Annotated in this window: 21 protein-coding genes; 10 read left to right on the top strand and 11 right to left on the bottom strand. The window is 71.4% G+C overall.

The annotated features are described in order from the left end of the window. The first annotated feature begins 41 nt into the window (after positions 1-41). The 5 genes from rpsK to ACZ5L9_RS02660 all read left to right on the top strand — a co-directional run bounded on the left by rpsK (position 42) and on the right by ACZ5L9_RS02660 (position 4,130). On the top strand, positions 42-449 hold the full coding sequence (rpsK, locus tag ACZ5L9_RS02680) for a 30S ribosomal protein S11 (RefSeq protein ID WP_225282787.1): 408 nt from the start codon (positions 42-44) through the stop codon (positions 447-449). Positions 450-481: 32 nt separating this feature from the next. Beyond that, positions 482-1,090 (top strand): 30S ribosomal protein S4, encoded by a 609-nt coding sequence (rpsD, locus tag ACZ5L9_RS02675; RefSeq protein WP_464533484.1) that lies wholly within the window; start codon positions 482-484, stop codon positions 1,088-1,090. A 115-nt stretch (positions 1,091-1,205) separates the two neighbouring features. Then, positions 1,206-2,222 (top strand): DNA-directed RNA polymerase subunit alpha, encoded by a 1,017-nt coding sequence (locus ACZ5L9_RS02670; protein WP_464533481.1) that lies wholly within the window; start codon positions 1,206-1,208, stop codon positions 2,220-2,222. Between the two features lie 148 nt (positions 2,223-2,370). Further along, on the top strand, positions 2,371-2,889 hold the full coding sequence (gene rplQ, locus ACZ5L9_RS02665; RefSeq protein WP_464533478.1) for a 50S ribosomal protein L17: 519 nt from the start codon (positions 2,371-2,373) through the stop codon (positions 2,887-2,889). Between the two features lie 206 nt (positions 2,890-3,095). Then, positions 3,096-4,130 (top strand): methyl-accepting chemotaxis protein, encoded by a 1,035-nt coding sequence (locus ACZ5L9_RS02660; RefSeq protein ID WP_464533475.1) that lies wholly within the window; start codon positions 3,096-3,098, stop codon positions 4,128-4,130. A gap of 72 nt (positions 4,131-4,202) precedes the next feature. Here ACZ5L9_RS02660 and ACZ5L9_RS02655 read toward each other — a convergent pair whose 3' ends face one another. Together ACZ5L9_RS02655 and ACZ5L9_RS02650 are read right to left on the bottom strand one after the other, a co-directional pair. Next, entirely contained in the window at positions 4,203-4,805 is a 603-nt protein-coding gene (locus ACZ5L9_RS02655; RefSeq protein ID WP_464533473.1) for a hypothetical protein, read from the bottom strand. Between the two features lie 178 nt (positions 4,806-4,983). Continuing rightward, on the bottom strand, positions 4,984-5,616 hold the full coding sequence (locus ACZ5L9_RS02650) for a hypothetical protein (RefSeq protein WP_464533471.1): 633 nt from the start codon (positions 5,614-5,616) through the stop codon (positions 4,984-4,986). Between the two features lie 126 nt (positions 5,617-5,742). On the opposite strand from ACZ5L9_RS02650, the gene truA reads away from it, so the two are divergent. Continuing rightward, positions 5,743-6,582 carry a tRNA pseudouridine(38-40) synthase TruA gene (gene truA, locus ACZ5L9_RS02645; protein ID WP_464533469.1) on the top strand — a complete coding sequence of 280 codons (840 nt, stop codon included), beginning with the start codon at positions 5,743-5,745 and terminating at the stop codon, positions 6,580-6,582. After that, on the top strand, positions 6,579-7,214 hold the full coding sequence (locus ACZ5L9_RS02640) for a class I SAM-dependent methyltransferase (RefSeq protein ID WP_464533467.1): 636 nt from the start codon (positions 6,579-6,581) through the stop codon (positions 7,212-7,214). Before truA ends, ACZ5L9_RS02640 begins: the two co-directional genes overlap by 4 nt. A gap of 45 nt (positions 7,215-7,259) precedes the next feature. On the opposite strand, the gene ACZ5L9_RS02635 is transcribed toward ACZ5L9_RS02640, so the two are convergent. From ACZ5L9_RS02635 to ACZ5L9_RS02625, 3 genes are all read right to left on the bottom strand, one after another. Continuing rightward, the gene (locus ACZ5L9_RS02635; RefSeq protein WP_464533465.1) at positions 7,260-8,564 is read right to left on the bottom strand and encodes a cytochrome P450; all 1,305 of its coding nucleotides are present in this window, start codon (positions 8,562-8,564) and stop codon (positions 7,260-7,262) included. A gap of 80 nt (positions 8,565-8,644) precedes the next feature. Then, positions 8,645-9,577, bottom strand: a complete 933-nt coding sequence (locus ACZ5L9_RS02630) for an alpha/beta hydrolase (RefSeq protein ID WP_464533462.1) — start codon at positions 9,575-9,577, stop codon at positions 8,645-8,647. 9 nt (positions 9,578-9,586) lie between these two features. Further along, on the bottom strand, positions 9,587-10,963 hold the full coding sequence (locus ACZ5L9_RS02625; RefSeq protein ID WP_464533459.1) for a dihydrolipoyl dehydrogenase family protein: 1,377 nt from the start codon (positions 10,961-10,963) through the stop codon (positions 9,587-9,589). A gap of 88 nt (positions 10,964-11,051) precedes the next feature. Here ACZ5L9_RS02625 and ACZ5L9_RS02620 point away from each other — a divergent pair, with 88 nt between their 5' ends. Continuing rightward, positions 11,052-12,053 (top strand): GNAT family N-acetyltransferase, encoded by a 1,002-nt coding sequence (locus ACZ5L9_RS02620; protein WP_464533456.1) that lies wholly within the window; start codon positions 11,052-11,054, stop codon positions 12,051-12,053. A gap of 71 nt (positions 12,054-12,124) precedes the next feature. Here the strand turns inward: ACZ5L9_RS02620 and ACZ5L9_RS02615 are convergent, their stop codons facing one another. Further along, positions 12,125-13,726, bottom strand: a complete 1,602-nt coding sequence (locus tag ACZ5L9_RS02615; protein ID WP_464533453.1) for a trypsin-like peptidase domain-containing protein — start codon at positions 13,724-13,726, stop codon at positions 12,125-12,127. A 129-nt stretch (positions 13,727-13,855) separates the two neighbouring features. On the opposite strand from ACZ5L9_RS02615, the gene ACZ5L9_RS02610 reads away from it, so the two are divergent. Further along, positions 13,856-17,710, top strand: a complete 3,855-nt coding sequence (locus ACZ5L9_RS02610) for a Pls/PosA family non-ribosomal peptide synthetase (RefSeq protein WP_464533451.1) — start codon at positions 13,856-13,858, stop codon at positions 17,708-17,710. 8 nt (positions 17,711-17,718) lie between these two features. On the opposite strand, the gene ACZ5L9_RS02605 is transcribed toward ACZ5L9_RS02610, so the two are convergent. Continuing rightward, positions 17,719-18,387, bottom strand: coding sequence for a hypothetical protein (locus ACZ5L9_RS02605; protein WP_464533449.1), 669 nt, complete (start codon positions 18,385-18,387; stop codon positions 17,719-17,721). A 101-nt stretch (positions 18,388-18,488) separates the two neighbouring features. Here ACZ5L9_RS02605 and ACZ5L9_RS02600 point away from each other — a divergent pair, with 101 nt between their 5' ends. Beyond that, on the top strand, positions 18,489-19,808 hold the full coding sequence (locus ACZ5L9_RS02600) for a M1 family metallopeptidase (protein ID WP_464533447.1): 1,320 nt from the start codon (positions 18,489-18,491) through the stop codon (positions 19,806-19,808). 2 nt (positions 19,809-19,810) lie between these two features. Here the strand turns inward: ACZ5L9_RS02600 and ACZ5L9_RS02595 are convergent, their stop codons facing one another. The 4 genes from ACZ5L9_RS02595 to wecB are packed head-to-tail and all read right to left on the bottom strand — an operon-like array spanning position 19,811 to position 25,954. Next, complete coding sequence (locus tag ACZ5L9_RS02595; RefSeq protein WP_464533445.1) at positions 19,811-21,928, bottom strand: glycosyltransferase; 2,118 nt, start codon at positions 21,926-21,928, stop codon at positions 19,811-19,813. 29 nt (positions 21,929-21,957) lie between these two features. After that, a complete protein-coding gene (locus tag ACZ5L9_RS02590) occupies positions 21,958-23,517 on the bottom strand; it encodes a class I SAM-dependent methyltransferase (protein ID WP_464533442.1) in 1,560 nt (519 codons plus the stop codon). A gap of 23 nt (positions 23,518-23,540) precedes the next feature. Beyond that, complete coding sequence (gene wecC / locus ACZ5L9_RS02585) at positions 23,541-24,782, bottom strand: UDP-N-acetyl-D-mannosamine dehydrogenase (RefSeq protein WP_464533440.1); 1,242 nt, start codon at positions 24,780-24,782, stop codon at positions 23,541-23,543. Beyond that, positions 24,719-25,954, bottom strand: a complete 1,236-nt coding sequence (wecB, locus tag ACZ5L9_RS02580; protein WP_464533438.1) for a non-hydrolyzing UDP-N-acetylglucosamine 2-epimerase — start codon at positions 25,952-25,954, stop codon at positions 24,719-24,721. The genes wecC and wecB overlap by 64 nt, the downstream gene beginning before the upstream one ends. Between the last annotated feature and the right edge of the window lie 182 nt (positions 25,955-26,136).

Here is a 26,136-nt window from a genome sequence, read left to right as displayed (position 1 = left end):
CTTCCTCGATCTCACCGACCAGCCAACACAGGAGTTACTGAATGCCTCCGAAGAGCCGTCAGGCTGCGGCAAAGACCAAGATCCGCCGCAAGGAGAAGAAGAACGTCGCTCAGGGCGAGGCCCACATCAAGAGCACGTTCAACAACACGATCGTCACGATCACCGACCCGACCGGTGCGGTGATCTCGTGGGCGTCGGCCGGCACCGTCGGCTTCAAGGGTTCGCGCAAGTCGACCCCGTTCGCCGCTCAGATGGCCGCCGAGGCCGCTGGCCGTCGTGCGATGGACCACGGCATGAAGAAGATCGACGTCTTCGTGAAGGGCCCGGGCTCGGGCCGCGAGACCGCGATCCGTTCGCTGGGTGCCATCGGCCTCGAGGTCGGCACCATCCAGGACGTCACGCCGACCCCGCACAACGGCTGCCGCCCGCCCAAGCGCCGCCGCGTTTGATCCCTACCGAGACTGAAAAAGGAGACTGAGACATGGCCCGTTACACCGGCCCCATGACCAAGAAGTCCCGCCGTCTCGGCGTGGACCTCGTCGGTGGTGACGCTGCTTTCGAGAAGCGTCCCTACCCGCCCGGCCAGCACGGCCGCGCCCGCATCAAGGAGAGCGAGTACCGCTCGCAGCTCCAGGAGAAGCAGAAGGCCCGTTACACCTACGGCGTTCTCGAGAAGCAGTTCGCGAACTACTACGCCGAGGCCAAGCGTCGCGACGGCAAGACCGGTGACAACCTGCTCGCGCTGCTCGAGGGTCGCCTCGACAACGTGGTCTACCGCGCCGGCTTCGCCCGTACCCGCCGTCACGCCCGCCAGCTCGTGGTCCACGGCCACTTCCTGGTCAACGGCAAGAAGGTCAACATCCCCTCGTACCAGGTCGAGGCGCACGACGTCATCGACGTGCGCGAGAAGTCCTGGGAGATGACCCCGTTCATCGTGGCTCGCGAGACCCACGGCGAGCGCGTCGTCCCGGCGTGGCTCGAGGCCTTCCCGAACCGCATGCGGATCCTCGTGCACCAGCTCCCCATCCGGGCTCAGATCGACATCCCGGTCCAGGAGCAGCTCATCGTCGAGTACTACTCGAAGCTCTGATGTGCCCCGCCGCCGTCCCGGATACTCTTGTCCGGGGCGGCGGCAACTCCACTTCCGTCACCCTTTGAAGTTCGGACCTGTCAAATAGCGGGTAGGTCCGGGAAGGAAAGAATCAGTGCTTATCGCACAGCGCCCCACCCTGTCGGAAGAGACCGTCGACGAGTTCCGCTCGCGCTTCGTGATCGAGCCCCTCGAGCCGGGCTTCGGTTACACGCTGGGCAACTCCCTGCGTCGCACCCTCCTCTCCTCGATCCCGGGTGCCGCCGTCACCAGCATCAAGATCGACGGCGTGCTCCACGAGTTCTCCACCATCGAGGGAGTCAAGGAGGATGTCACCGAGATCATCCTCAACCTCAAGGGCCTGGTCGTCTCCTCGGAGCACGACGAGCCCGTCACCATGTACCTGCGCAAGTCGGGTGCCGGTGACGTCACCGCCGCGGACATCGCTCCGCCGGCCGGTGTCGAGGTGCACAACCCCGACCTGAAGATCGCGACCCTGTCGGACAAGGGCAAGCTCGACCTCGAGCTCGTCGTCGAGCGTGGCCGCGGCTACGTCTCCGCCGTCCAGAACAAGGGCGCCGACAACGAGATCGGCCGCATCCCGGTCGACTCGATCTACAGCCCTGTGCTGAAGGTGTCGTACAAGGTCGAGGCGACCCGTGTCGAGCAGCGCACCGACTTCGACAAGCTGGTCATCGACGTCGAGACCAAGCCGTCGATCCGCCCGTCGGACGCCGTCGCGTCGGCCGGCAAGACCCTCGTGGAGCTCTTCGGCCTGGCCCGTGAGCTCAACGTCGAGGCGGAGGGCATCGACATCGGCCCGTCGCCGGTGGACGAGGCGCTCGCCGCCGACCTGGCCCTGCCGGTCGAGGACCTGCAGCTCACGGTCCGTTCGTACAACTGCCTCAAGCGCGAGGGCATCCACACCGTGGGTGAGCTCATCAGCCGCTCGGAGCAGGACCTGCTCGACATCCGCAACTTCGGCGCCAAGTCGATCGACGAGGTCAAGGCGAAGCTGCACGAGATGGGTCTGTCCCTCAAGGACAGCGCCCCGGGCTTCGACCCGTCGGCCGCCCTCGCCGCCTACGGCGACGATGACGACGACGCCTTCGTCGAGGACGAGCAGTACTGAGTTCTCGAGACGCCCGCCGCGCCTAGCGGCTCGGGCTGCTCGATCAACGCTTGACCCCGGGGCGGCGACCGCCGCCCCGGGCAACAAATCCGGGGATCTCCCCGGTCGACCCGGTACCTGACACGGCCGGATACGAAAGGAAGGCGACATGCCTACTCCGAAGAAGGGCGCCCGCCTCGGCGGCAGCCCGGCCCACCAGAAGCTGATCCTCTCGAACCTGGCCACCCAGCTGTTCGAGCACGGTCGCATCACCACCACCGAGGCCAAGGCTCGCACCCTGCGCCCGCTGGCGGAGAAGCTGATCACCAAGGCGAAGAAGGGTGACATCCACAACCGCCGCGAGGTCCTCAAGACCGTCCGCGACAAGGGTGTCGTCCACGTTCTCTTCACGGAGATCGCCCCGACGTTCTCCGAGCGCCCGGGTGGCTACACCCGCATCACCAAGATCGGCCCCCGCAAGGGTGACAACGCGCCGATGGCCGTGATCGAGCTCGTCACCGAGGCGTACAACCCGAAGCCGGCCGCCAAGAAGGCCGCCCCGGCCAAGGCCGAGGCTCCGGTCGCCGAGGAGGCTCCGGTCGAGGAGACCGCCGTCGCCGCCGAGGAGACCGAGGCTCCGGCCGAGGAGACCACCGAGGCTGCCGCCGAGGAGACCACCGAGGCCTGACGCAGCCGAGGCGTGCGAGCTTGCTCGTGGCGCCGAGGCAAGGAGGGCAGCGTCGCGCAGCGACGCCGGTCTGATCGATCCCGATCGCCTACGAGGCCCGTCACCCCCTGGGTGGCGGGCCTCGTGTGCATTTCGGCCCCGGAATGTCGCGGGCTCTCAACGAGCGCACAATATGTACGAAACATATGATCCTTAACTTTCTCTGCATGCCAGAACGCGTACAGAGGATCGCCACGACCGTGGCGGCGCTGACCCAGGAGAAGCTGGGCAGCGTCGGCAAGGTCGCCGCGGCGACGAAGATGCTGGCCCTCAACGCCAAGATCGAGGCCGCCCGCGCCGGCGATGCCGGACGCGGCTTCGGGATCGTCGCCCAGGAGGTCTCGGGCGTCGCCTCGACGGTCCAGGACCTCTCCGCGCAGCTCGACGCCGAACTGGCCCCGCTGGTCGCCGAGCTGGAGAAGCTCGGCGAGGAGCTGGTGTGGCAGGTCCGGGGCACCCGGCTGTCGGATCTCGCCCTGCACGTGATCGACCTGATCGACCGCAACCTGTACGAGCGCTCCTGCGACGTACGCTGGTGGGCCACCGACTCCGCGGTGGTGGCGGCATGCGCCGAGCCGACCCGGGAGAGCGCGGCCTACGCCAGCGAGCGTCTCGGCGTCATCCTCGGCTCCTACACCGTCTACCTCGATCTGTGGATCGCGGATCGCGAGGGAAGGGTGATCGCCAGCGGCCGCCCCGGCACCTACCCCGGCGTCATCGGCGCCGATGTCTCGCGCGAGCGCTGGTTCACCGAGGCGATCGCCACCCAGGACGGCACCGAGTTCGCCGTCGTCGACGTCGGCACCAACACCCGGCTGCGCAACGCCACCGTGGCGACGTACTCCACCGCCGTCCGCAAGGCCGGACGGGAGGACGGCGAGGTGATCGGCGCTCTGGGCATCTTCTTCGACTTCGCGCCGCAGGCGCACAGCATCGTCACCTCGATGGACCTGACACCCGAGGACGCCGCGCGCACCCGGGTGATGCTCGTCGACCACCACCACACCGTGATCGCCGCCTCCGACGGCGTCGGGGCGCTCACCGAGCGGATCGATCTCCGCCGCGAGGGCGGCCGCGAGCGGGGCGTCTTCAAGCGCGCCAGCGGAGAGATGGTCGGCTACGCCCTCACCCCGGGGTACGAGACCTATGCGGGGCTCGGCTGGTTCGGTGTCATCGAGCAGCGTCCGCCCGCCGAGGCCTGAGCGGGCGCCGAGAGCAGCAGGAGCCCTCCCACGCGGTGTGGGAGGGCTCCTGCATCAGCGGACGACGAGCCGTCAGGCGGTCGGCGCCACGGTGGGCGACGGCGTGGGTGTCGGCTCGGGTGTCGGCTTGGGGGAGGCGGCAGCGAAGGCGGCCTTCAGCTCGTCGTCGTCGGTCGCGGCCTGGACGGCGGCGATCAGCGTCTCGAGCTTGGTCTGCTGGTCCTGGAGGTAGGGCAGCGCCCCTGCCTCCCAGCCGTCCGGGTCGGAGGCGGCCCGGTCGCTGAGGTAGCCGATCAGGCGGGTCAGCCGGTGGTCGGCGCGGGTCAGCTTCGCCACGATGGCGTCCTGGCGCTCCTCGAAGGTCCATGCGTGGTGGTGGTGACCCTGGTAGCGCTGGTGGAACCAGTGTCGGTTGAAGCTCGGGCCGAGGCTGAACGCGCCCTCGCCCTCGTCGTGGTGACGCGAGAACCCCTTGAACTGGTGCTGGGCGTGGGAGGCGCTGTACGGGCCGGACGACGGCGCGGAGCCGTGATGCTCGCGGTGGCCACCACCGAAGCCGTCGTCGTGCCCGAAACCGTGAGCGTTCGCGGCGACGGCCGTGCCGCCGACCAGCGCGGCGCCGGCCAGCGTGGTGCCGGCCAGGGTGGTGCCGAGAACGCGAGTGATCCTGTTCATGTGCTGTCTCCCGAGATCGAGACGATGCAGGGCTGTGCCTGCCTGGCACTCAGGCCTGTCACGACGCGACGGGCGCGTTACACCGATGGCAAAATTCGACGAGAACGCCCTCCCCGCGCTGCGGGGAGGGCGTCCTCTCGGGCCGGGACGGCGAAGGGGTGACGCCGTCCCGAGCGTGTCAGGCGACCGGTACGGCCAACGGCGTGGTCGACGGCGCGGTGGTGGTGTCGCCGCCGGACTGGTCCGGCGCGCTGTCGCCGGTGACGGCGTTCTCGAAGGCCGCCTTCAGCTCGTCCTCGTTCGTCGCGGCCTTGACCGCGTCGATCAGGGACTCGAGCTTCGCCTGGTGCTCCTGCAGCTGGCCGAGCTCCTGAGTGGCCCCCGGGTCGGAGGACGCATCGCCCTGCACCTGGCTGATGAGGTCGCTCAACCGGGTGTCAGCCGACGTGAGGCGCTCGACGATGGCGGCCTGCTTCTGCTCGAAGGTGCCCGCCTGATCGGTCGAGGACCCGACCCCGCTGTGGTCGTGACGGTGGTGGCCCCAGCCGTGGCTCCAACCCTGGTCAGTGCCCTGGTCACTGCCCTGGTCAGCGTTCTCGTCACTGCCCTGGTCACTGTTGTGGGCCCAGCCGGCGCCCGCGTCGTAGCCCCAGTCCTGGGTGCTGTCGCCGCCCGAGGTGCCGGAGCTGCTGAACGAGCTCTGCGGGCCGTCGTGGCCGCCGGTGTCGCACGCGTTGGCGGCGACGGCGGAGGCACCGACGACGGCGGTGGCGCCGAGCGTGGCGCCGAGGAGTCGCATGGAGGTCTTCATGAATGAATCTCCGATCGATAGTTCCGAGTTACTACCTTTCGTCCTCGACGCTAACGAGATCTCGCGAGGGATCAACAGGAAGCCCTGTGAGCAATCCGACCGTGTAGGAATGGGACAATCGGGATCGTGCGGATCCGGATCGACCTCTCCTACGACGGGAGCAGCTTCCACGGCTGGGCCCTGCAGCCCGAGCTCCGCACGGTGCAGGGCGAGGTGCAACGGGCGCTGCGGATGGCGCTGCGGCTGGACGAGCTGTGGGTGACCTGCGCGGGGCGTACCGACACCGGCGTGCACGCGCGCGGACAGGTGATCCACCTCGATCTCGAGGAGGCGGTCTTCCTCAAGGCGGCCGGGCGCGCCGCGGCGACGCCCGAGGCGGCCCTGGTGCGCAAGCTCAACGGCATCCTGGACGCGGACGTACGGGTGCACGCCGTGCGCGTCGTGCCGGACGCGTTCGACGCCCGCTTCTCCGCGCTCTGGCGCCGCTACGCCTACCGCGTCGCCGACGGACCGGCGGCGTACGACCCGCTCACCCGCAACCACGTGCTGCACTGGCCGCGCACGCTCGACCTGGGTCTGATGAACGCCGCCGCGGCCGATCTGCTGGGTCTGAACGACTACACCAGCTTCTGCAAGCACCGCGAGGGCGCCACCAGCATCCGCCGCATCGAGCGGCTGTCCTGGGAGCGCGACGAGGTGGGCATCGCGACGATGACCGTGCTGGCCGACGCGTTCTGCCACTCGATGGTGCGCTCGCTGGTCGGCTGCCTCATCGCGATCGGTGAGGGACGCAAGGACGTCGGCTGGGCCGGCGAGATGCTGGCCAGGGCGGTCCGCTCCTCCGACATCCACATCGCCTCACCGCGCGGCCTGACGCTCGAGGAGGTCGGCTACCCCAGCGACGACGAGCTCGAGGGCCGTCTGCTGGTCACCCGCGCCCGACGACAGGAGAGCGAGCTCGCATGAGCGTGCACGACGACACAGCCGACGATGCAGCCGACGACCGGGAGCACTACTTCTCCGCGGACCCGACGGTCGCCTTCGAGCGGATCCCCGTCGAGGCCGAGGTGTGGGACCGTGACCTGCGCCTGACCAGCGGATCGGGCGTCTTCGCCAAGGGCCGCCTCGACGTCGGTACGGCGATCCTCTTCCGCGAGACCCAGCCGCCGCCAGCCGGTCGCATCCTCGACCTGGGCTGTGGCTACGGGATCATCGGCCTCGCCATCGCGAGCGTGGTGCCCGATGCAGAGGTCACCGCCGTCGACGTCAACGAGCGGGCCGTGCTGTTGGCCAACGAGAACGCCGAGAAGCTCGGCGTGGCCGAGCGCTACCGGGCCGCCACGCCCGGCGGGGTCGACCCCGCGGACACGTACGACGAGATCTGGAGCAACCCGCCGATCCGGATCGGCAAGGAGGCTCTCCACGAGCTCCTGCTCACCTGGCTGCCGCGCCTGCGCCCCGGCGGCCGGGCGGTGATGGTGGTCGGGAAGAACCTCGGCTCCGACAGCCTGCAGCGCTGGCTGGGGGAGCAGGGCTATCCGACGACGAGGATCGGCTCGGCCAAGGGGTTCCGGGTGCTGGAGACGCGGGCGGGCTGAGCCGTCGGGTGGTTCGAGGGGCCCGCCCCGACCACCGATGTCGCCTCAGACGGCGACGGTGCGGCTGTCGAGCACGACCGGGAGCCGGTCGAGGCCGTAGACGATCGAGAGGTTGCGGAAGCCGAGCTCGCCGGGGTCGTCGGTCGCCATCGCCAGGTGCGGGAACCGGCGCGACAGCGCCGTCAGTGCCGAGCGCATCTCCATCCGGGCCAGCTCGGCGCCCACGCAGCGGTGCATGCCGTGGCCGAACGCCAGGTGCATCGTGTCGCGGTTGCGCAGGTCGAAGTCCTCCGGGGCGGGCATCGCCGCGGGGTCGCGGTTGGCGCCCGCGAGCGACACGATCACGACCGAGCCCTTGCCGACCCGGGTGCCGAACAGGTCGTGGTCCTCGCGGGCGAAGCGCGGGAAGGCGACCTGGACCGGGCAGAGGTAGCGCAGCAGCTCGTCCACGATCGCGTCGATCTGCTGCTTGTCGCCGGTGCGGAGCATCTCGTAGACCTCCGGCTTCTGCAGCAGCACGTAGGTGCCCATCGAGAGCATCGCGGCCGAGGTCTCGTACCCGCCGATGAACGCGCCGTCGGCGAGGCCGCCGAGCTCGAGGTCGCTGAACTCGTCGCCGCGGGTCCGGATGATCTCGCCGATCAGGCCGTCGCCCGGGTCGATGCGCTGGCGGCGGACCTGCTCGATGAGGAACGTACGGGTGTCGGCGGCGGCGTCGAACGCACCCACGCCGCCCGCGCTGATGTCGAAGCGCGCCGCGCCGAGATCGTGGAACTCGGCGCGCACGTCCGTGGGCAGGCCGAGCAGCTCGCAGATGACCTGGAACGGGACCTCGAAGCCGAACGCATCGGCCAGGTCGGCCTCGGGGCCGCCGGCCTGGATCCGGTCGAGGGCGTCCTCGACGATCCGGTCGATCGGCTCCTGGAGCCGCTGCAGGCGCCGCATCGTGAACTCGGGCGTCAGCAGGCCGCGCAGCCGGGTGTGGTCGGGTGCATCGGTCATGCCGAGCCCGCCGATCTGCTCGGCCTCGCTGCGCGGGCGGTTGCCGAGCAGGTGGCGCATGTCATTGGAGTACGCGGTGGAGTCCGCCAGCACCTTCTTCGCGGCCTCGTGCGAGGTCACCAGGAAGATGTCGAGGCCGAGCACGTTGCCGAGCAGCGTGACGGGCCCCTGGGCGCGGGCCTCGGCGAGCTCCGGCACCGGGTCGGCGCCGTTGCGGCGCAACGGGTAGGTGAGATGCTCCGGAACCTTGCGCAAGGTCGTGACGTCCGGCATCGGCGAGCTCTTGCCACGCATGGCCCAGCGCAGCGCGAGCTTGCGAACCCGCTCCTTGATCACCACGAACACCATGGTGCCAGTCTCCCGCGCCCTTCCTGGCGATTTCCATGGGGGTCTGCCATGGCTCACACCCTGAGACGATCGTGACAGGCTCAGGGTCCGGTGTGGATCAGCTCGCGGAGCAGTGCGACGGTCTCCGTCACGGCCGCCTGCGCGGCCTTGGAGTGCCGGCCCATGTCGATGAAGCCGTGGATCATGCCGTCGAACTGGCGCAGCGTCACGGGGACGCCGGCGGCGCGAAGCGCCTCCGCGTACGCCTTGCCCTCGTCGCGCAGCGGATCGAACTCGGCCACCACCACCGCGGCCGGCGCGACACCGGCGAGGTCGCCGTACAGCGGCGAGAGGCGCGGAGCGAGCAGGTCGGCGCCGTCGGGGACGTACTGCTCGGCGAACCACAGCATCGTCGGAAGGTCGAGGAAGTAGCCCTCGGCGTTCTCGGTGCGGGAGAGGTGCTCGCCCGGCACGTCGGTGGCGGGGTAGATCAGCAGCTGCGCCCGGACCCGATCGCGGAGCTCCTGGGCCACCACCGCCGACAGGTTGCCGCCGGCCGAGTCGCCGGCGACGGCGAGGACGTCGTTGCCGCCCAGCTCCGTGAGGTGGTCGGCGACCCAGGTCGCCGAGGCGAGGGCGTCCTCGACGGCGGCCGGGAACGGATGCTCGGGAGCGAGCCGGTAGTCGACCGAGACGACCACCGCGTCGCAGTCGGCGGCGATCGTGCGACAGACCAGGTCGTGGGTGTCGAGGTCGCCGATCACCCAGCCGCCGCCGTGGAAGAACGCGACGGTGGGCAGGGCCTCTCGCTCGCTGATCGGCCGATAGATCCGTACCGGGATCGCGCCGGCCGGCCCCGGCACGGTGCGGTCCTCCACACTCGCCACCTCGGGCAGCAGCGACCGGTCGCGCAGGTCGACGCAGAGCGCCCGGAACCCGGCCCGGGCCTGCTCCGGGGTCTGCTCCCACATCGGGGGAGCACCGGCGGCGGCGAGGAAGTCGAGCACGACGGCGAGCTCAGGGTCCAACGGCATGGCTGCTCCTCAGTGCAGGTCTTCGAGAGCGCTGGAGACGGTGCGGTGGAACGTCGGGTAGGCGTAGATCATCGAGCCGAGCGTCGTCACGGGGATGCGCGCGTGCACGGCGAGGGTGAGCATCGCGAGGATCTCGCCACCGGCCGGGCCGACGGCGGTGGCGCCGACGAGGACGCCGTCGGCCTCGACCAGCTTGATCAGGCCGACCGCGCCGGGGCCGTGGGTGAACCCGCGCGAGGAGGAGCCGATCTCCGCGCTTCCCACCCGCACGGCGTGGCCCGCGGCCCGCGCGGCCGCCTCGGTCAGGCCGACGCCGCCGACCTCGGGATCGGTGAAGGTGGTGTGCGGGACGGCGTGGTACTCGGCCGAGAAACCATCGGGGGAACTGCCACGGTGCTGTCCGGTGATGGCGCGGAAGGCGATGTCGGCCTGGTACATCGACATGTGCGTGAACGCACCGTGGCCGGTGACGTCGCCGATGATCCACAGGCCGTCGCCGGCCCGCATCCAGGCGTCGACGCCGATCTTCTTCGGGTCGAGCCCGACCGTCTCGAGTCCGAGGCCGTCGGTGTTGGGCGTACGGCCGGCGGCAACCAGGAGGTGGTCCCCGGTGGCGCGCTGGCCGTCGGCGAGGGTCAGGGTGAAGCGGCCGCTCTCGTACGCGATCGTGGTGGGCTCGGCGCCGGTGAGCACCCGGACACCCTCCTCGACCAGGACCTTCTCCAGCACGGCGCTCGCCTCCGGCTCGTCGCCCGGCAGCAGTCGCGGGCCGTGCTGGACGAGGGTGACCCGGCTGCCGAACCGGCTGAACACCTGGGTCAGCTCGCAGCCGATCGGTCCGCCCCCGATGACGATCAGCTCGCGCGGGACCTCGGTGGCCCGCAGCGCCTCCCGGTTGGTCCAGTACGGGGTGCCGGCCAGGCCGTCGATCGGCGGCGCGGCCGGGCGGGTGCCCGGGTTGAGCACGACGCCGATCCGGGCCTCCACGGTGACCTCGGGGGAGCCGTCGGCGGGCGTGATCACCGCCCGGCGGGTGCCGTCGAGACGTCCGGTGCCGCGGATGACGGTGGCGCCGGCGTCCTCGAGACGGCGGACCGCGACGGTGTCGTCCCAGTGGTCGGTGGCCTCCTCCGCGATCCGCTTCGCGACCGGCTCGTAGGAGGGCTCCACGGTGACGGTGCCGGCGAGCCGGCCGGCGCGGTGGGCCTCGGCCAGCGCGTCGGCGGCACGCAGCATCATCTTGGAGGGGATGCAGCCGTAGTAGGGACACTCGCCGCCCACCAGGTGCTTCTCCACCACGACGACCGTGAGGCCGGCGCTGGCGGCGCGGTTGGCGAGCGCCTCGCCGCCGGGGCCGGTACCGATGACGACGAGGTCAGCATCCATGTCAGCAACGTAGCAGCGAGCGCCAGCGGGCAGGTTCAGCGGCGGGGATCGCCGAAAACCGGATGACAGCGGGTGCGAGGCTGAGGGGGTGAGCCAGCTGCGCATCGAGGCGGTCGACCCGTTCGACGAAGCAGGCGTCGAGGCCTGGCACGCGGTCTACGAGGCGGCGGAGCACGCCGATCGAGGGCCTGGGGCGGACGTGTGGCACCTGGAGGAGCAGCGCCAGGAGATGCAGGAGGTCTCCGACCGGGTCCGACGACGGAGCTGGCTCGCCCGTGACGGGGCCGCGACGCCTGTCGGCGCGGCGTGGCTGGCGCTCGGCCTGCGGGACAACACCCACCTCGCCCGGTGCGGGATCTTCGTGCTGCCGCAGCGACGTCGTACCGGGATCGGGAGCGCGCTGCTCGACGTCGTCGAGGCCGAAGCCCGATCGGACGGCCGCACCGTCGTGACCGGGTACGCCTACTGGCCGTACGCGCTCGGACCCACCGGTGCCGGCAGCGTCGGCGTGGAGTTCGCGGGCAGCCGTGGCTTCGAGGTGGCGTTGCCGGAGGTGCGCCGACGGCTGACGCTCCCTCGCGCGGTGCCACCGCGTCCCATCGAGGCGTCCGGCTACGACGTGAGGGCGTTCGTCGGACCGATCCCCGACGATCTCGTGGACGGCTGGGCGGTCCTCGACGCCGAGCTCGACCTGGCCGCGCCGACCGGGGATCTCGCACTCGAGCCGCGGGCCGCGGCCGTGTCGCAGGTCCGGGAGACGGAGGCGCTCGCGGCCGCCCAGGGTCGGACGCTGGTCAACGCGGTCGCCGTGAGCGCCGCCGGCGAGGTGGCGGCGTACACGCAGCTGGTGGTCCCGGCGGGGGAGGACCTCGCCTACCAGTGGGGCACGATGGTCGGCGCGCCGCATCGGGGCCACCGGCTGGGTCTCGCGGTCAAGGGTGCGGCCCTCGAGCTGCTCCAGCGCGTGCATCCCGGTGCCCGGACCATCAGCACCTACAACGCCGAGGCCAACGAGCACATGATCGCGATCAACGAGGAGCTCGGGTTCGAGCCGATCGAGCGAATGGGGCAGCTGCAGAAGCACCTGTGATGGTCGGAACGCACAGCGGCCCGCAACCTGAGGAGTCAGGCTGCGGGCCGCTGTGCGTCGCGGAGGCGAGGTCAGCTGGTGGAGCTGTCGGCGTCGGAGTCGAGCGCGAGCTTGGCGGACATGTCCTTGCCGTTGCGGGTCCACTCGACGGTGACCTCGTCGCCGGGACGGTACGCCCGGACGGTGGCGACCAGGGAGTCGGAGCCGGCGATGAGGTGGTCGTCGACCTTGGTGATGATGTCGCCGACCTTGATGCCCGCGCCGTTCGCGGCCGAGCCGGCGGTGACCTTCTTCACCAGGGCGCCCATGGTGGTGAAGACCGAGTCGTCCTGGCTCTGACCGTCGGAGCCACCCGAGCCGCCCGAGCCGTCGGAGCCGGAGCCACCCGAGCCGCTGCCCGAGCCGTCACCGAAGCCGAAGTCCGGGAAGCCGGGGATGGTGCCCTGGGACCCGTCCGAGCCGGAGCCGTCCGAGCCGGAGCCGTCGGAGCCGTCCGAACCCGAGCCACCCGAGCCGGAGCCGTCGGAGCCGGAGCTGCCGTTGCCGCTCGTCGTGGTGGCCGGGACGTTCGAGACGGAGATGCCGAGCCGCGCATGGGTCGGGGTCTCGCCCTTCACCATCTGCTCGATGATCGGCATGACCTCGTCGATCGGGATCGCGAAGCCCAAGCCGATCGAGCCGGCCTCCTCGCTGCTCGAGGAGGTGGTCGAGCGGATCGAGGCGTTGATGCCGACGACGTTGCCGTTCATGTCGACCAGCGCGCCGCCGGAGTTGCCGGGGTTGATGGCCGCGTCGGTCTGGATCGCCGGGTAGACCGTGGCGTTGCCGGCCGAGTCCGAGCCGACGTTGACCGGGCGGTCGAGGGCGCTGACGATGCCCGAGGTGACGGTGGAGTCGAGGCCGAACGGCGAGCCGATCGCCACGACGCCCTGGCCGACGGAAAGGTTGCCCGACTTGCCGATCGTCGCCGGCGTCAGGCCGGAGACGCCCGAGGCCTTGATCACCGCGGTGTCGGTGAGCGGGTCGGTGCCGACGATGGTCGCGTCGGCCTGGGTGCCGTCGTTGAAGTTCACCTTGATCGTGCCGTCCTTGCCGGCGATCTCCACGACGTGGTTGTTCGTCATGATCAGGCCGTCGGCGCTGAGGATGATGCCCGAGCCGGAGCCCGCCTCCGAGGTGCCGGCGACCTCGATCTTGACCACCGAGGGCAGCACCTTCTTGGCCACCGCCTCGACGCTTCCGTCCGCGGCCGCGGTGGCGGTGGAGATGTTCGAGGTGTCGCCGGCCGAGCTGAACACGCTGCCGCTGCCACCGTCGTCGTTGTGGTGGTAGAGCGCGGCGCCGCCGTAGCCGGCGCCGCCGCCGATCAGGACGGCGGCGGCCGCGATCCCGGCCGCGGCACCCAGACCCTTGCGACGCTTCTTCTTCTCCGGCGCCGAGGGAGCGGGCTGCTGTGCGGAGAAGGAGCCGAAGCCCTCGAAGAGGTGCTGGGTCGGCGGGGGCGGCGGCGGGGCCGTCGGGCCGCCGTAGGGGGTCGTCGGCGGGTTCGCCGGCGGCTGGCCGTACAGGGGCTGGGTCGGCTCGCCCGTCGGCGGGCCGGCGGGAGGCTGGATCGGCTCGCCCGTCGGCTCACCGGCGGGAGGCTGCTCGTTCGACGGGGGGAAGTCGCTCATGGCTCTAACTCTGCCTTCGGTCTCTGATGGTTCCCTGAAAGGGTGCTGCGCGGATCCAAAAAGTCCAACCCCCTCCCCGAGGACTAGGTTCGTCACCAGCCGTTCACCTGCGACCGAAAGGGTCCGCCTGTGGTTGACCCCCTTCTGCGCGGCGCCGAGGCGCCCCCTCCCCGCACCCTGGTCGACATCGTGCGAGAGACCGTCGCGCAGGCAGGGGACGAGCCGGCGCTCGACGCCGCCAACGGACTGCTGACCTACGCCGAGCTCGAGGAGGCGGCCGAGGCGGTCGCCGCCGAGCTCAACGACGCGGGCGTCGGTCGCGGCGACAAGGTCGGGGTCCGGATCGCCAGCGGCACCACCGAGCTCTACACGGCCATCCTCGGCATCCTGTTCGCCGGGGCGGCGTATGTGCCCGTCGACGCCGACGACCCGGAGGAGCGGGCCAGGCTGGTCTTCGGTGAGGCCCGGGTCGCGGCGATCATCGGCAACGACCTCCAGATCGCCGTGCAGCGTCCGGGCGAGCCCCGCGAGCACGAGGAGCCGACCCCCGACGACGACGCGTGGGTCATCTTCACCTCCGGCTCCACCGGCACGCCCAAGGGCGTCGCTGTCACCCACCGCAACGCGGCTGCGTTCGTCGACGCGGAGTCGCAGATGTTCCTGCAGGACGCCCCGATCGGCGTGGGCGACCGGGTCATGGCCGGTCTCTCGGTCGCCTTCGACGCGAGCTGCGAGGAGATCTGGCTGGCCTGGCGCTACGGCGCCTGCCTCGTGCCCGCCCCGCGCGCGCTCGTCCGCAGCGGCGTCGACGTCGGCCCCTGGCTGGTCGCCAACACCATCACCATCGTCTCCACCGTGCCCACCCTGGTCGCGCTGTGGCCGCCTGCCTCGCTTGACCGCGTGCGCCTGCTGATCACCGGTGGCGAGGCGATCCCCGCCGAGCTCGCCGCCCGCCTGGTGACGCCCGAGCGCGAGGTCTGGAACACGTACGGGCCGACCGAGGCCACCGTCGTCGCCTGCGGGGCGCGGCTGACCGGCGAGGGCCCCGTCCGGATCGGGCTGCCGCTCGCCGGCTGGGACCTCGCCGTGGTCAACCCCGAGACCGGCGAGCCCGTTGCCGTGGGCGAGACCGGCGAGCTGATCATCGGCGGCGTCGGCCTGGCCCGCTACCTCGATCCGGCCAAGGACGCCGAGAAGTACGCCCCGATGCCCACCCTGGGCTGGGAGCGCGCCTACCGATCCGGCGACCTGGTGGTCAACGACCCCGAGGGCCTGCTCTTCGGCGGTCGCGCCGACGACCAGGTCAAGCTCGGCGGCCGTCGCATCGAGCTCGGCGAGATCGACTCGGCCCTGCTCCAGCTCGACGGTGTGGTCAGCGCCGCCGCCGCGGTCCGCAGGACGAAGGCGGGCAACAGCCTGCTGGTCGGCTACGTCACGGTCGATGCGAGCTTCGACCAGACGGTCGCGACCGCGGCGCTGCGCCAGGGGATGCCGGCCGCGCTGGTGCCCCGCATCGCGGTCGTGGACGAGCTGCCCACCCGGATCAGCGGCAAGGTCGACCGCGACAAGCTGCCCTGGCCGCTGCCCACGCGAGTGGGTGCGACCGACGGGCTCTCGGCGACCGAGACCTGGCTCGCGGAGCTGTGGAACGAGGTTCTCGGAGCCGGCGTCACCGACGCCAAGGGTGACTTCTTCGACCTCGGTGGCGGCTCCCTGAGCGCCGCACAGATGGTCTCCCTGATCCGCGCCCGCCACCCCGAGGTGGCGATGGGCGACATCTACGACCACCCCCGCCTCGGCGACCTCGCCGCCTATCTCGACGCCATGGGCGCCTCCGGCGCGACGTCCGATCGGGAGATCCCCGCGGTCCCGCTCAAGACCCAGACCGGGCAGCTCGTGGCCAGCCTGCTGGTGCGCTGCCTGGCCGCGCCGCGCTGGCTGACGTGGACGGCGCTCGCCGCCACCGTCGCCCATGGTGCCGGCGTCGATGCGATGCCGCAGGCGAGCTGGTGGCTACTGGTCCCGGCGATCCTGGTCTTCCTCACCCCGCCCGGCACGATGCTGCTCGCCGCGGCCGCGGCCCGCCTGATCCTGCTCGGCGTCACCCCCGGCGACCACCCGCGCGGCGGGAAGGTCCACCTGCGGCTGTGGCTGGCCGGCCACGCGGTCGACGAGCTGGGCGCCCTCGGCCTGGCCGGGGCGCCCCTGATGACCTGGTATGCCCGGTTGCTCGGTGCGCGGATCGGCGACAACGTCGACCTACACAGCCTCCCGCCCGTCACCGGCATGCTCCGGTTGGGGGAGGGGGCCTCGATCGAGCCCGAGGTCGACCTCTCCGGCTACTGGATCGAGGGCGACGTCGTGCACCTGGGTCGGATCCGCGTCGGAGCAGGCGCTCGGGTCGGCGCCCGATCGATGCTGCTGCCCGGCGCCGACATCGGCGACGACGCCGAGATCGCGGCCGGCTCGGCCGTCTTCGGCGCCGTCCCGGCGGGCGAGTACTGGTCGGGCTCGCCGGCCGTGCGCGGCAGCCGCTCGGCCCGCGGGCCCTGGCTGGAGCGCGCCCGCCGCTCGCCGCTGTGGAGCGTCGTCTACGGCCTGATGGCCCTCGAGCTGGCTCTGCTCCCGGTGGCCGCGATCGTCGTCGGCATCCTGGTCGCGGTGGGCCTCGCCGGCCGCCCGGACAGCCTCGGTGACATCGGCGGGCTGCTGGCCTGGAGCCCGCTCGCCGTGCTCGCCGGCTACCTCGCGCTCGCGCTGCTGGTCCTCCTGGAGGTCCGGATCGCCGGGCTGGTGATCAGGCCCGGGGTGCACCTGGTCCGTAGCGCCGCCGGCGTCGCGGTGTGGACGACCATGCGCGTCCTCGACGATGCGCGTACCTGGCTCTTCCCGCTCTACTCCTCGATGCTCACGCCGGTCTGGCTGCGGCTGCTCGGCGCGAAGATCGGCAAGGATGTCGAGGCCTCGACGGTCCTGATGATCCCCGGCCTGACCCAGGTCAACGACGAGGCGTTCCTCGCCGACGACACCCTCATCGGCGGGTACGAGCTGCACGGCGGCTGGGTCCGTGTCGAGCGGGTCAAGATCGGCAAGCGCGCCTTCGTCGGCAACTCGGGGATGGCAGCGCCGGGCCGCAAGGTGCCGAAGGCCTCGCTGGTCGCGGTGCTCAGCGCCGCGCCGCGGCGCAAGAAGGCGCACGCGGGCGAGAGCTACCTGGGCTCCCCGCCGGCCCCGCTGCGTCGTACGGCGCAGGAGAGTGACGCCGGGCGTACGTACCGCCCGCCGTTCCACCTGCGGCTCTTCCGCGGTCTCATCGAGCTGTGCCGGCTGATCCCGGCGACGCTGGGCGTGCTGATCCCGGCCGCCGTCGCGTACGGCGTGATCCGGATCTGGGACGGCAGCGACATCGTGGTGGCGCTGCTGCTCGCCGGCCCGCTGCTGGCCGTGGCCGGCGCGATCGCCGCGGCGATCACCGTCGTCGCGAAGTGGCTGCTGGTCGGCCGGATGCGGCCGGGCACGCACCCGCTGTGGAGCTCCTTCGTGTGGCGCAACGAGCTGGCCGACTCCTTCGTCGAGGTGCTCGCCTTCCCGTGGTTCGCCAGCGCCGTCACGGGCACGCCGGCGCTCAACCTGTGGTTCCGGCTGATGGGCGCCCAGATCGGCCGTGGCGTGTGGATCGAGACCCACTGGCTGCCCGAGACCGACCTGGTCGTCCTGGGCGACGGCGCGACCGTCAACGGCGGCACGGTGGTGCAGACCCATCTCTTCCACGACCGGATGCTCGCGCTCGACACCGTCACCCTGCGCCGCGGCGCCACCCTCGGGCCGAACTCGGTGATCCTGCCGGCCGCCATCATCGGGCGGCACAGCGTCGTCGGCCCGGTCTCCCTCGTCATGCGCGGAGAGTCGCTGCCCGACAAGACGCTCTGGATCGGGAACCCGATCGGCCCCTGGGCCGAGGAGGTCCAGGGGCCGATCGGGTGAGCCGGGTGTCAGATGATGTGGTACTCGTCGTGGGTGCCGACGTAGCCCGCCGAGCTGGGCACGATCACGGTGAACTTGGTGCCCACCCGGCCGTGGATGTGCTTGCTCCACTTGCCGTGCTTGTCGGTGCGGACGGTGAACCAGGGGTGCAGCTTGTGGTGCTTGATCGTCTTGAAGACGATCTTGAGCCGGCTCTTGGCGGGGCTGACCTTGCCCCACATCCGCAGGCCCCGGTGCTCGATGCTCATCTTGCGGGCGACCACCTGGGTGACTGCGGTGCTCGCCGAGGCGGTGTACGAGTCATCGCTCGAGCCGCCGGCGTAGCCGGTGTAGACCCAGCGGTAGCGGGTCGTGATCCGGGGCTCCACCGTGTGCGAGAGGAAGCGCGAGGGACTGGTCGTGTAGATCGTCGTCCAGGTCGTGAACGGGTACGCGCTGGCCTGCAGGGCCACCGATCCGTCGTAGACCCCGCTGCCGTCCGCGGCGGCGACCGATCCCTCGATCAGCGCGCTGCCGCTGCCGTAGGTGACGACACCGGGGTTGTACACCGAGCCCGTGGTGGTCGTCGTGACGGTGGTGGCGGCGCTCGCCGGGCTCACCGCCCCGGTGGCGACCGCGGCAGGTGCTGCCAGCAGGGCGAGGGCGGTCAGGCGGACGATCGATCTGCGGAACATCATGGGCACTCCCAGCAGCTGTCGGGTCAGGTATTCGGCAGATTCCCCAATACCGCGATGCCGAAACCGGATCGCGTCACCGGCCCGGATAACCTCGGAGAGTCATGACCTCGATGCCGACCGCTGACCCGTACGTGCCCGGCCACGGGGACCTCTCGTGGAGCGCCACCCACTACGACCTCGACCTCTCCTACGACCTGGAGAGCAACCGGCTCGCCGGCACCGCCGTCATCTCCGCGGTAGCCGACGACGACATCGACCGGGTCGTGCTCGACCTGGCCTACCTGCAGGTCGGCAAGGTCACCGTGGACGGGAAGGCGCCGGCGAAGTGGGCGCACCGCGACCATCGCCTGGTGCTGACGCTCAAGCGCGCGCTGCGCTCCGGGCAGGCGTTCACCATCCAGGTGAAGTACTCCGGGCGGCCGCGTCCTGTCGTGCTGCCCCATCACGGCGACGCCGGCTGGGAGGAGCTCACCGACGGGGTCATCGTGGCGGGCCAGCCCCACGGAGCGCCGTCGTGGTTCCCGTGCAACGACCGGCCCAGCGACAAGGCGCCGTACTCGATCACGGTGAGCACCGCGCAGAACTACACCGTGGTCTCCAACGGCACCCTCGTCGACCGCAAGCAGCGGGGCAGTGGCGAGACCTGGCGCTACGAGCAGGACGAGCCGATGTCGACCTACCTCGCCACCGTGCAGATCGGTCGCTACCGGCTGGTCCAGGAGGCAGGTGGCGGCGTGCCGCTGTTCGGGGCCGTCCCCGAGGGCGAGGACGAGATCGTCGGCTACACGAGGTCGTTCGGGCGCCAGCGCGAGATGCTCGACTACTTCACCGAGGCCTTCGGGCCCTACCCGTTCTCCCGCTACACCGCCGTGGTCACCGACGACGACCTCGAGATCCCGCTGGAGTCGCAGTCCCTGTCCACCTTCGGGCGCAACTTCCTCACCGGCGAGTGGTCGGAGGTGCGCCTCGTGGCCCACGAGCTGGCCCACCAGTGGTTCGGCAACGCCGTCACCCTGCGGGAGTGGCGGGACATCTGGCTGCACGAGGGCTTCGCCTGCTACGCGGAGTGGCTCTGGTCGGAGGCCGGCGGGTACGACACCTGCGACGAGCACGCCCGGCGCCACCACAAGCGCCTCGCCGACCTGCCGCAGGACCTGCTGCTGTCCGACCCCGGTCCCGACCTGATGTTCGACGACCGGGTCTACAAGCGCGGGGCGCTCACCCTGCACGCGCTGCGTCGCGTGGTCGGCGACGAGGCCTTCTTCGACCTGCTCCGCACGTGGGTCGCGCGCCACGACGGTGGCACCGTGACCACGGCCGACTTCGAGGCTCTCGCCGAGGAGCTCACCGGGCGCGAGCTCACCACGGTCTTCGACCCATGGCTGCGCGAGCAGCGGCTGCCGGAGCTCCCGCACGCCTGAGGTCAGGTGCGCCGGCAGCGCCACGGGCCGGCGGCGAGGAGCTCGCGGATGACCCGAGTGGCCCCGTCGACGTCGCCCAGCTCGCTGCGGTAGGCCGTCGCCTGCCGGCTCAGCACGCTGCCGGGCTCCACGATCGACCAGACCGGCGTACCGCTGCCGCGGTAGTCGGAGATCTTCGAGGGCAGGTACGGGTTGACGTCGTGATGCGGCCTGGTCGTGGCGTCGTTGACCAGCAGCGCGTCGAAGTGGGTGGTCGCGGCCAGGAACTCCAGGAACGGCAGGTACTCGTGCGCGACCACGACGTCCGCGAGGCCGCCGCGCAGCGCCTCGAGCCGCAGAGGGGCGGGGTCGGCGGTGTACACGTGCAGCCGGACCCGTCGCCGCTCCGTGTCACGGAGCCGGGTCAGGGCGTCGGTCACCTCGGTCAGCCCCCGGGTGAGGTAGAACGCGCCGAAGTAGGCGATGTTGACCGTCTCGGTGGAGAGCCCGCCCCGGAACGTGCTCAGCGCGTAGAACTCCGCGGGCAGCGTCGGGTGGTGACGCGACGTCGAGATCGACGCAGCCCGTGCGGCCAGGGCCCGGTCGGGGGTGTAGGCGAGCATGTACTGCCGCTGGTTCTCATTGGTGAAGAGGATCTCGTCGGCGAGCGCGTACGCGACGATCTCCGCCCACTCGAAGACGTAGGCCGAGGTCGGCCGATCGAAGCCGGCCGCGACCACGGCCGCGCGCAGGCGACCCAGCAGCTGGTCGTCCTGCGCCGGTGAGATCCGGACCTCGCCGTTGGAGTCGTAGTGCATCGGGTCGGAGAACTCCGCCACCCACCGGATCTCGGGATGGCGCAGCTTCATCAGGGCGCCGGCGATGTGCGAGTGCGGGGCCATCGCACGGGTGTAGACCGATCGGTACGGCGAACCGTTGGCCTCGGCGTACTCGTCGGCGGCGACGACGGCCTCCTGCGCGAACCGCTTGACGTCCGGCCACCCTCCGAACGAGAAGCTCCCGCGCAGCACCTTGTGCCGCGCGAGGAACTCCGCGGCGATGCGCATCGTGGAGGGCTCGACCTTGCGGTGCCGGCCGGCGTCGTGGCTGATCACGTCCGTGATCAGGCCGTGCTCCCGCAGCCGCCGGGCGGCCACGATCGCGCTGGTGTCCTGGTAGGGCGGGAAGAGGTAGAGCAGGGCGAGGTCGCGGGCGTGGCCGCGGTTGATCGCCGACCAGAACGCGCGTGATGGCATCTGCCGGGCGAGGGCGTCGGCGACCACCCGGGGGCGCTCGTCCGGATGATCGTCGAGATATCCGGTCGTGAAGGTGGTCTGCGCCCGGATGAGCCGGTCGACGACGGCCCGGGTCGTCGCGTTCGAGCGGGGCAGGGCGCTGAGCTCGAGGATGCAGTCCAGCCGCTCGGTGACGGCGAAGTCGTAGGTGTGCTCGCGGCGCGACAGGCTCCCCGAGCGCAGGGTCCGGTAGTACAGGGCGCCGCTCTCCGGGCCGACGACGTGGATCACGAACGGCGCAGCGGCATACAGGGCGGCGAGGAAGACGACGTCCTCTCCGCTGCGCAGCTCGGTGCGGTAGCGCACCCGGCGCGCCAGGTCGGTGGGAAGGAGCTTGCCGGCATGCAGGCTGAGCGCTGTCGACAGCTGCGGCGCGGACAGGGTGCGGCCGACATGGGGAAGGAGTCGCTCGTTGACGTAGTTGTCGAGCGACCCGTCGCAGCTGCCGGGCCGGCCGTCCTCGGGGGCGTCGCAGATCAGGACGGTCGGCACCACCCTCGGGCCGGCCGCGGCGAGGAGGCCCTGGAGGAATCCCGCGCTCACCCAGTCGTCGTCGTCGACGATCGTCACGTACGGCGCACGGGCTGCGTCGAGGCCGATGTTGCGGGCGTTCGCGGCCCCCGGCTCCTCGGTCACGATCAGGCGGATCGTGTGCTCGGGGTGCCGCTCCTGCAGCTCGCGGACGAGGTCGGGGGTCCGGCACGCGGGGCCGTTCTGGACGACCACGATCTCATAGCGGTCGGCGGCCAGCGTCTGGTCGACGAGCGCCGTCAGGCAGACGCCGATCCGGTCCTCGCCCCGATAGGTCGCGACCAGGACGGAGACGAGCGGTACGGCCTGTGTCACGCTGCGCACCTTCACCTTCACCTTCACCCTCATCCGCGCCGCAGCACGGAGGCGTGCTTCAGCAGGTCGTCGCGCAGGACGTGCTCGAAGCCGGTCAGGTCCTCGGCCAGCCAGCGCTCCACTGCCCGCAGGTCCGAGGGACGGATGACGTCGTCGGCGACGATCACGCATCGCTCGGCGAGCCGGTCGTGCAGCAGCGGGCCGGCCGGGTAGCGCGCGTCGGCGCCGGTCGTCTCCGGCGGACCGTCCACCAGGAGCAGACCGATCTCGCTGAGGTCCGCCAGCGCCGCCGGGTCGTACCAGCCGGTGTCGTGGCCCGCCAGCCCTGCGTCGGCCAGCGGCGCGAGCCGCACCTCCGCCCGATGGGCCAGACCGTTGCGCGCAAGCAGCTCTCGGGTGGCTTGGGCGTACTTCTCGCAGTGCTCCAGGGAGACGATCCGGCAGTCGATGTCGTACCTGTCGGCGGCCGCCGCGAAGTAGAGCGTGCTGATGCCACTGCCGGTCTCGACCACGCAGGTCGGGCGGCGCTCGATGAACAGGTCGAGGCAGAGGGCGAGCAGGTCGGGTGAGGCCGCCCAGCCGCCCATCGGTGGCACGAACGGCGGCCGCACCGTCGCGTCGAGGTGCATCAGGGCCTGGATCTGGCGCTGGGTGGCCAGGTGGGCCCGCGGGTCGTCGAGCCGCTTGCGCTCGCGGTCGACGGCGCGCTCGGTGGCGAGCTGACCGGCCAGCGTCGCGAGATACTCGCCCTGGACCTTGACGTCGGCCTGGGTCGCGAGCGCGGTCTCCCGGGACAGGCCATGGCGGGTGGTGGCCTGGGTCATCGCCCGCTGCAGGTGACGCAGCGTCCGCTCGCCGACGTCACCGTGGGCGCTCTGGGTGTGCTGGACGCGCAGCAGGGCGCGGACGGCGTAGGCGACACCGACGAGGGTGAGCGCCGCCATCGCGGCGATCCCGGTCAGCAGAGCGACGACCAGGGCACGGAAGCCCCCGAGGACGCCGATCAAGACCAGGGCGAGGGCTGCCACGAGGGCGACCAGGAGCAGGGCGCCGGCGGCCGAGCGCGCACGTCGTCCGAGCCGTACGCCACGGCGGTGCGGCGCGGTGGCCTGCGGTCGCTCCGCGGGCGTGGCGGCGCCATTCCCGGTGAGGGGTGCTGCCGTCGCGCTCGGCCAGTCCGCTGCCGCCTCCTCTCCGGGCGCGGTGGGGAGCGCGGCGAGGCTGAGCGGGAGGGCCTCCGCCGGCTGGCCCGCGCTGACCGTGAGGACCGGCGATCCGCCCGGGACACGGTGGATGTCGGTCACGACCCAGCCGGGAGCCGACGCGAGCCGACCGGCCACCGCGTCGCGGATCTCCTCGGAGGCGAGCTGGAGGTGCAGCTCGGTGATGTCGGGGCGGGTGCCGCTGAGGACCAGGTCGGCGATCTCCAGCTGCCGCGCGCCCCCGGCGAGGGCGAGGACCGGTGTGAGGTCGTCCAGGCTGAGGTCCGGGTACTGCTCGAAGCGGGCCGTGTCGAAGATGCGGGCGAAGACCTTGCTGGCCTCGTCGCGGGTGGGTCCGACGGCGACGGCGTCGCGGGTCTGGTTCACGGGGCTCCTTGATGGGCGGGCGGTCAACGCCAGAACCCGCGGGTGTCGACGAGGCCCTTGGCGGCCAGCACGGTGCGATCGACGGCGCGGAAGGCGTCGTGATCGACGAGGAGAGCGATCGTCCCGGCCGAGGCCATCGCCTCCTCGAGGCCGACCAGACGGACGTTGGCGAGGCCCGCCAGCGCCTGGGGCAGCGCGGTGACGTGGGGCTCGACCGCGAGGATCGTGCGGTCCGGGTCGGCGGCGGCCAGCTCGGCGACCACCTGGACGGCAGGGCTCTCGCGCATGTCGTCGATGTCGGCCTTGAACGCCAGGCCCAGGCAGGCGATCGTCTCGCCGGCACCGCTCACCTCGCGCAGCCGCCTGACGACGCCGGCGGGGCGGGCGTCGTTGGTCTCACGGGCGTGCCGGATGAGCAGGGCCTCCTCCGGTGCGGCGGCGACGATGAACCACGGGTCGACCGCGATGCAGTGGCCGCCGACGCCGGGGCCTGGGTTGAGCACGCTGACGCGCGGATGCCGGTTCGCCAGCCGGATGATCTCCCAGACGTCGAAGCCCAACCGGTCGCACACGTTCGACAGCTCGTTGGCGAAGGCGATGTTGACGTCACGGAAGGAGTTCTCGACGAGCTTGGCCATCTCGGCACTGGCGGCGTCGGTGAGCAGGATCTCGCCCTTGCAGAAGAGGGCGTAGAGCTCCGCGGCCCTGCTCGCGCAGGCGGGCGTCAGGCCTCCGACGACGCGGTCGTTGGTGATCAGCTCGAGCATGATCCTGCCGGGCAGAACGCGCTCGGGGCAGTGCGCCACGTGGATGTCGGGGCTCTCCGCATCGAGGTGCGGCATCCGCAGGTCGGGACGCTGGGCCGCGATCCACTCGCTGACCTTCAGGGTGGTGCCCGGCGGCGAGGTCGACTCGAGGATGACGACGTCGCCCGGCTGGAGCTGCGGCGCGACCGCCTCGGCGGCGGCCCGCACGTAGCTCAGGTCGGGCTGGTGGTCCGCACGGAACGGCGTGGGCACGGCCAGGATGTGCACGTCGGCCGGGCCGGCCGATGTGGCGGCGCTGAGGTATCCACTCTCGACCGCGCCGGCGACGGCGAGGTCGAGGTCGGGCTCGACGATCGGGACCCGGCCGGCGTTCACCGCCTCCACGGTCGCGAGGTTCACGTCGACGCCGTGCACCCGGACGCCCTGGGCGGCGACTATCGCGCCAGTAGGGAGCCCGATGTATCCGAGACCGATGACAGAGACACCGCGGGGAAACACGTCGCACTACTCCTGGTGTTGGGGGTGAAGTCGGGCAGGCGGGAGCCGATGCCGAGCAGCGCGGCCAGAGCGGCCACCGCCCGCGGACCGGCCGAGCCGTCGCCGTAGGGGTTCACGGCGGTGGCCATCTCGCGGTACGCGGCAGCGTCCTCGAGCAGATGCTGAGCACCGGCGCGGATCGTCGCCCGGTCGGTGCCGACGAGGCGGACGGTGCCGGCGTCGACCGCCTCGGGACGCTCGGTGTTCTCCCGCATCACCAGGACCGGCTTGCCGAGGCTCGGGGCCTCCTCCTGGACGCCGCCCGAGTCGGTGATGACCAGGTGGCAGGCCTGCATGGTGTGGCAGAACTCGTGGTAGTCGAGAGGCTCGGTCAGCAGCACGTTGGGCACATCCCCGAGGACGTCCGTCACGACCTCGCGCACGATCGGGTTGCGGTGCATCGGGACCGCGAAGGTGAGGTCCGAGTCGGCCTGGGCGACGTCGCGCAGGCCGAGCATCGCCTCGCGCATCGGCCCGCCCCACGACTCACGACGATGCGCCGTCACCAGGACGAAGCGGCGGCCGGAGGCGACCAGCCGCTCGACCTGGGGGTCGTGGAAGCGCGGCGCTGTGCGCAGCGCCTCCTGGAGTGCGTCGATGACGGTGTTGCCGGTGGTGGCGATGTTGGCGGTGCCGACGCCCTCCACGAGCAGGTTGTTGCGCGCCACGAGGGTCGGCGCGAGGTGGAGGCTGGCGATCGGCGCCAGGAGGCGCCGGTTGGCCTCCTCCGGGAACGGCGAGCTGATGTCGCGCGAGCGCAGCCCGGCCTCCAGGTGCACCACCGGGATGCCCCGGTAGAACGCGGCGAGGCCGGTGATGAAGGCGGTGCTGGTGTCGCCCTGCACCACGACGGCCTCGGGCCGCTCCTGCGCGAGCAGGTCGCTGACCCGGGTCAGGACGCGGCTGGAGAGCTCCGCCAGCGTGGCGCCGTGGGTCATGAGGTCGAGGTCGTGGTCGGGATCGATCGCGAAGAGCTCGTTGACCTGGTCGAGCATCTCGCGGTGCTGGCCGGTGACGATCACGATCGGATCGATCTCGGGATGCTGCCGCAGCCCCTGCACCAGGGGAGCCATCTTGATCGCTTCGGGCCGGGTCCCGTAGACGACCGCTACGCGTCGTGTCCGTCGACTCATGTCGGGGACCCAACCAGTGAGGCTTGTCCGGTTGGGTGGGGCAACATGAACGGCGAGTGAGGAGTCGGTGGCGGGGCGGTCCGGCCGGGCGCATCGCGACCGCGCTCGTGCGACAGTCGGACGGTGGCTGGATCCTTCCCCGACCCGACGTCGCAGCGAGCCGCGTCGTGGTTCCGTTGGTC

It is taken from the genome of Nocardioides sp. JCM 18998 (assembly GCF_055391535.1).
This window is presented reverse-complemented; position numbering and strand designations above follow the sequence as displayed.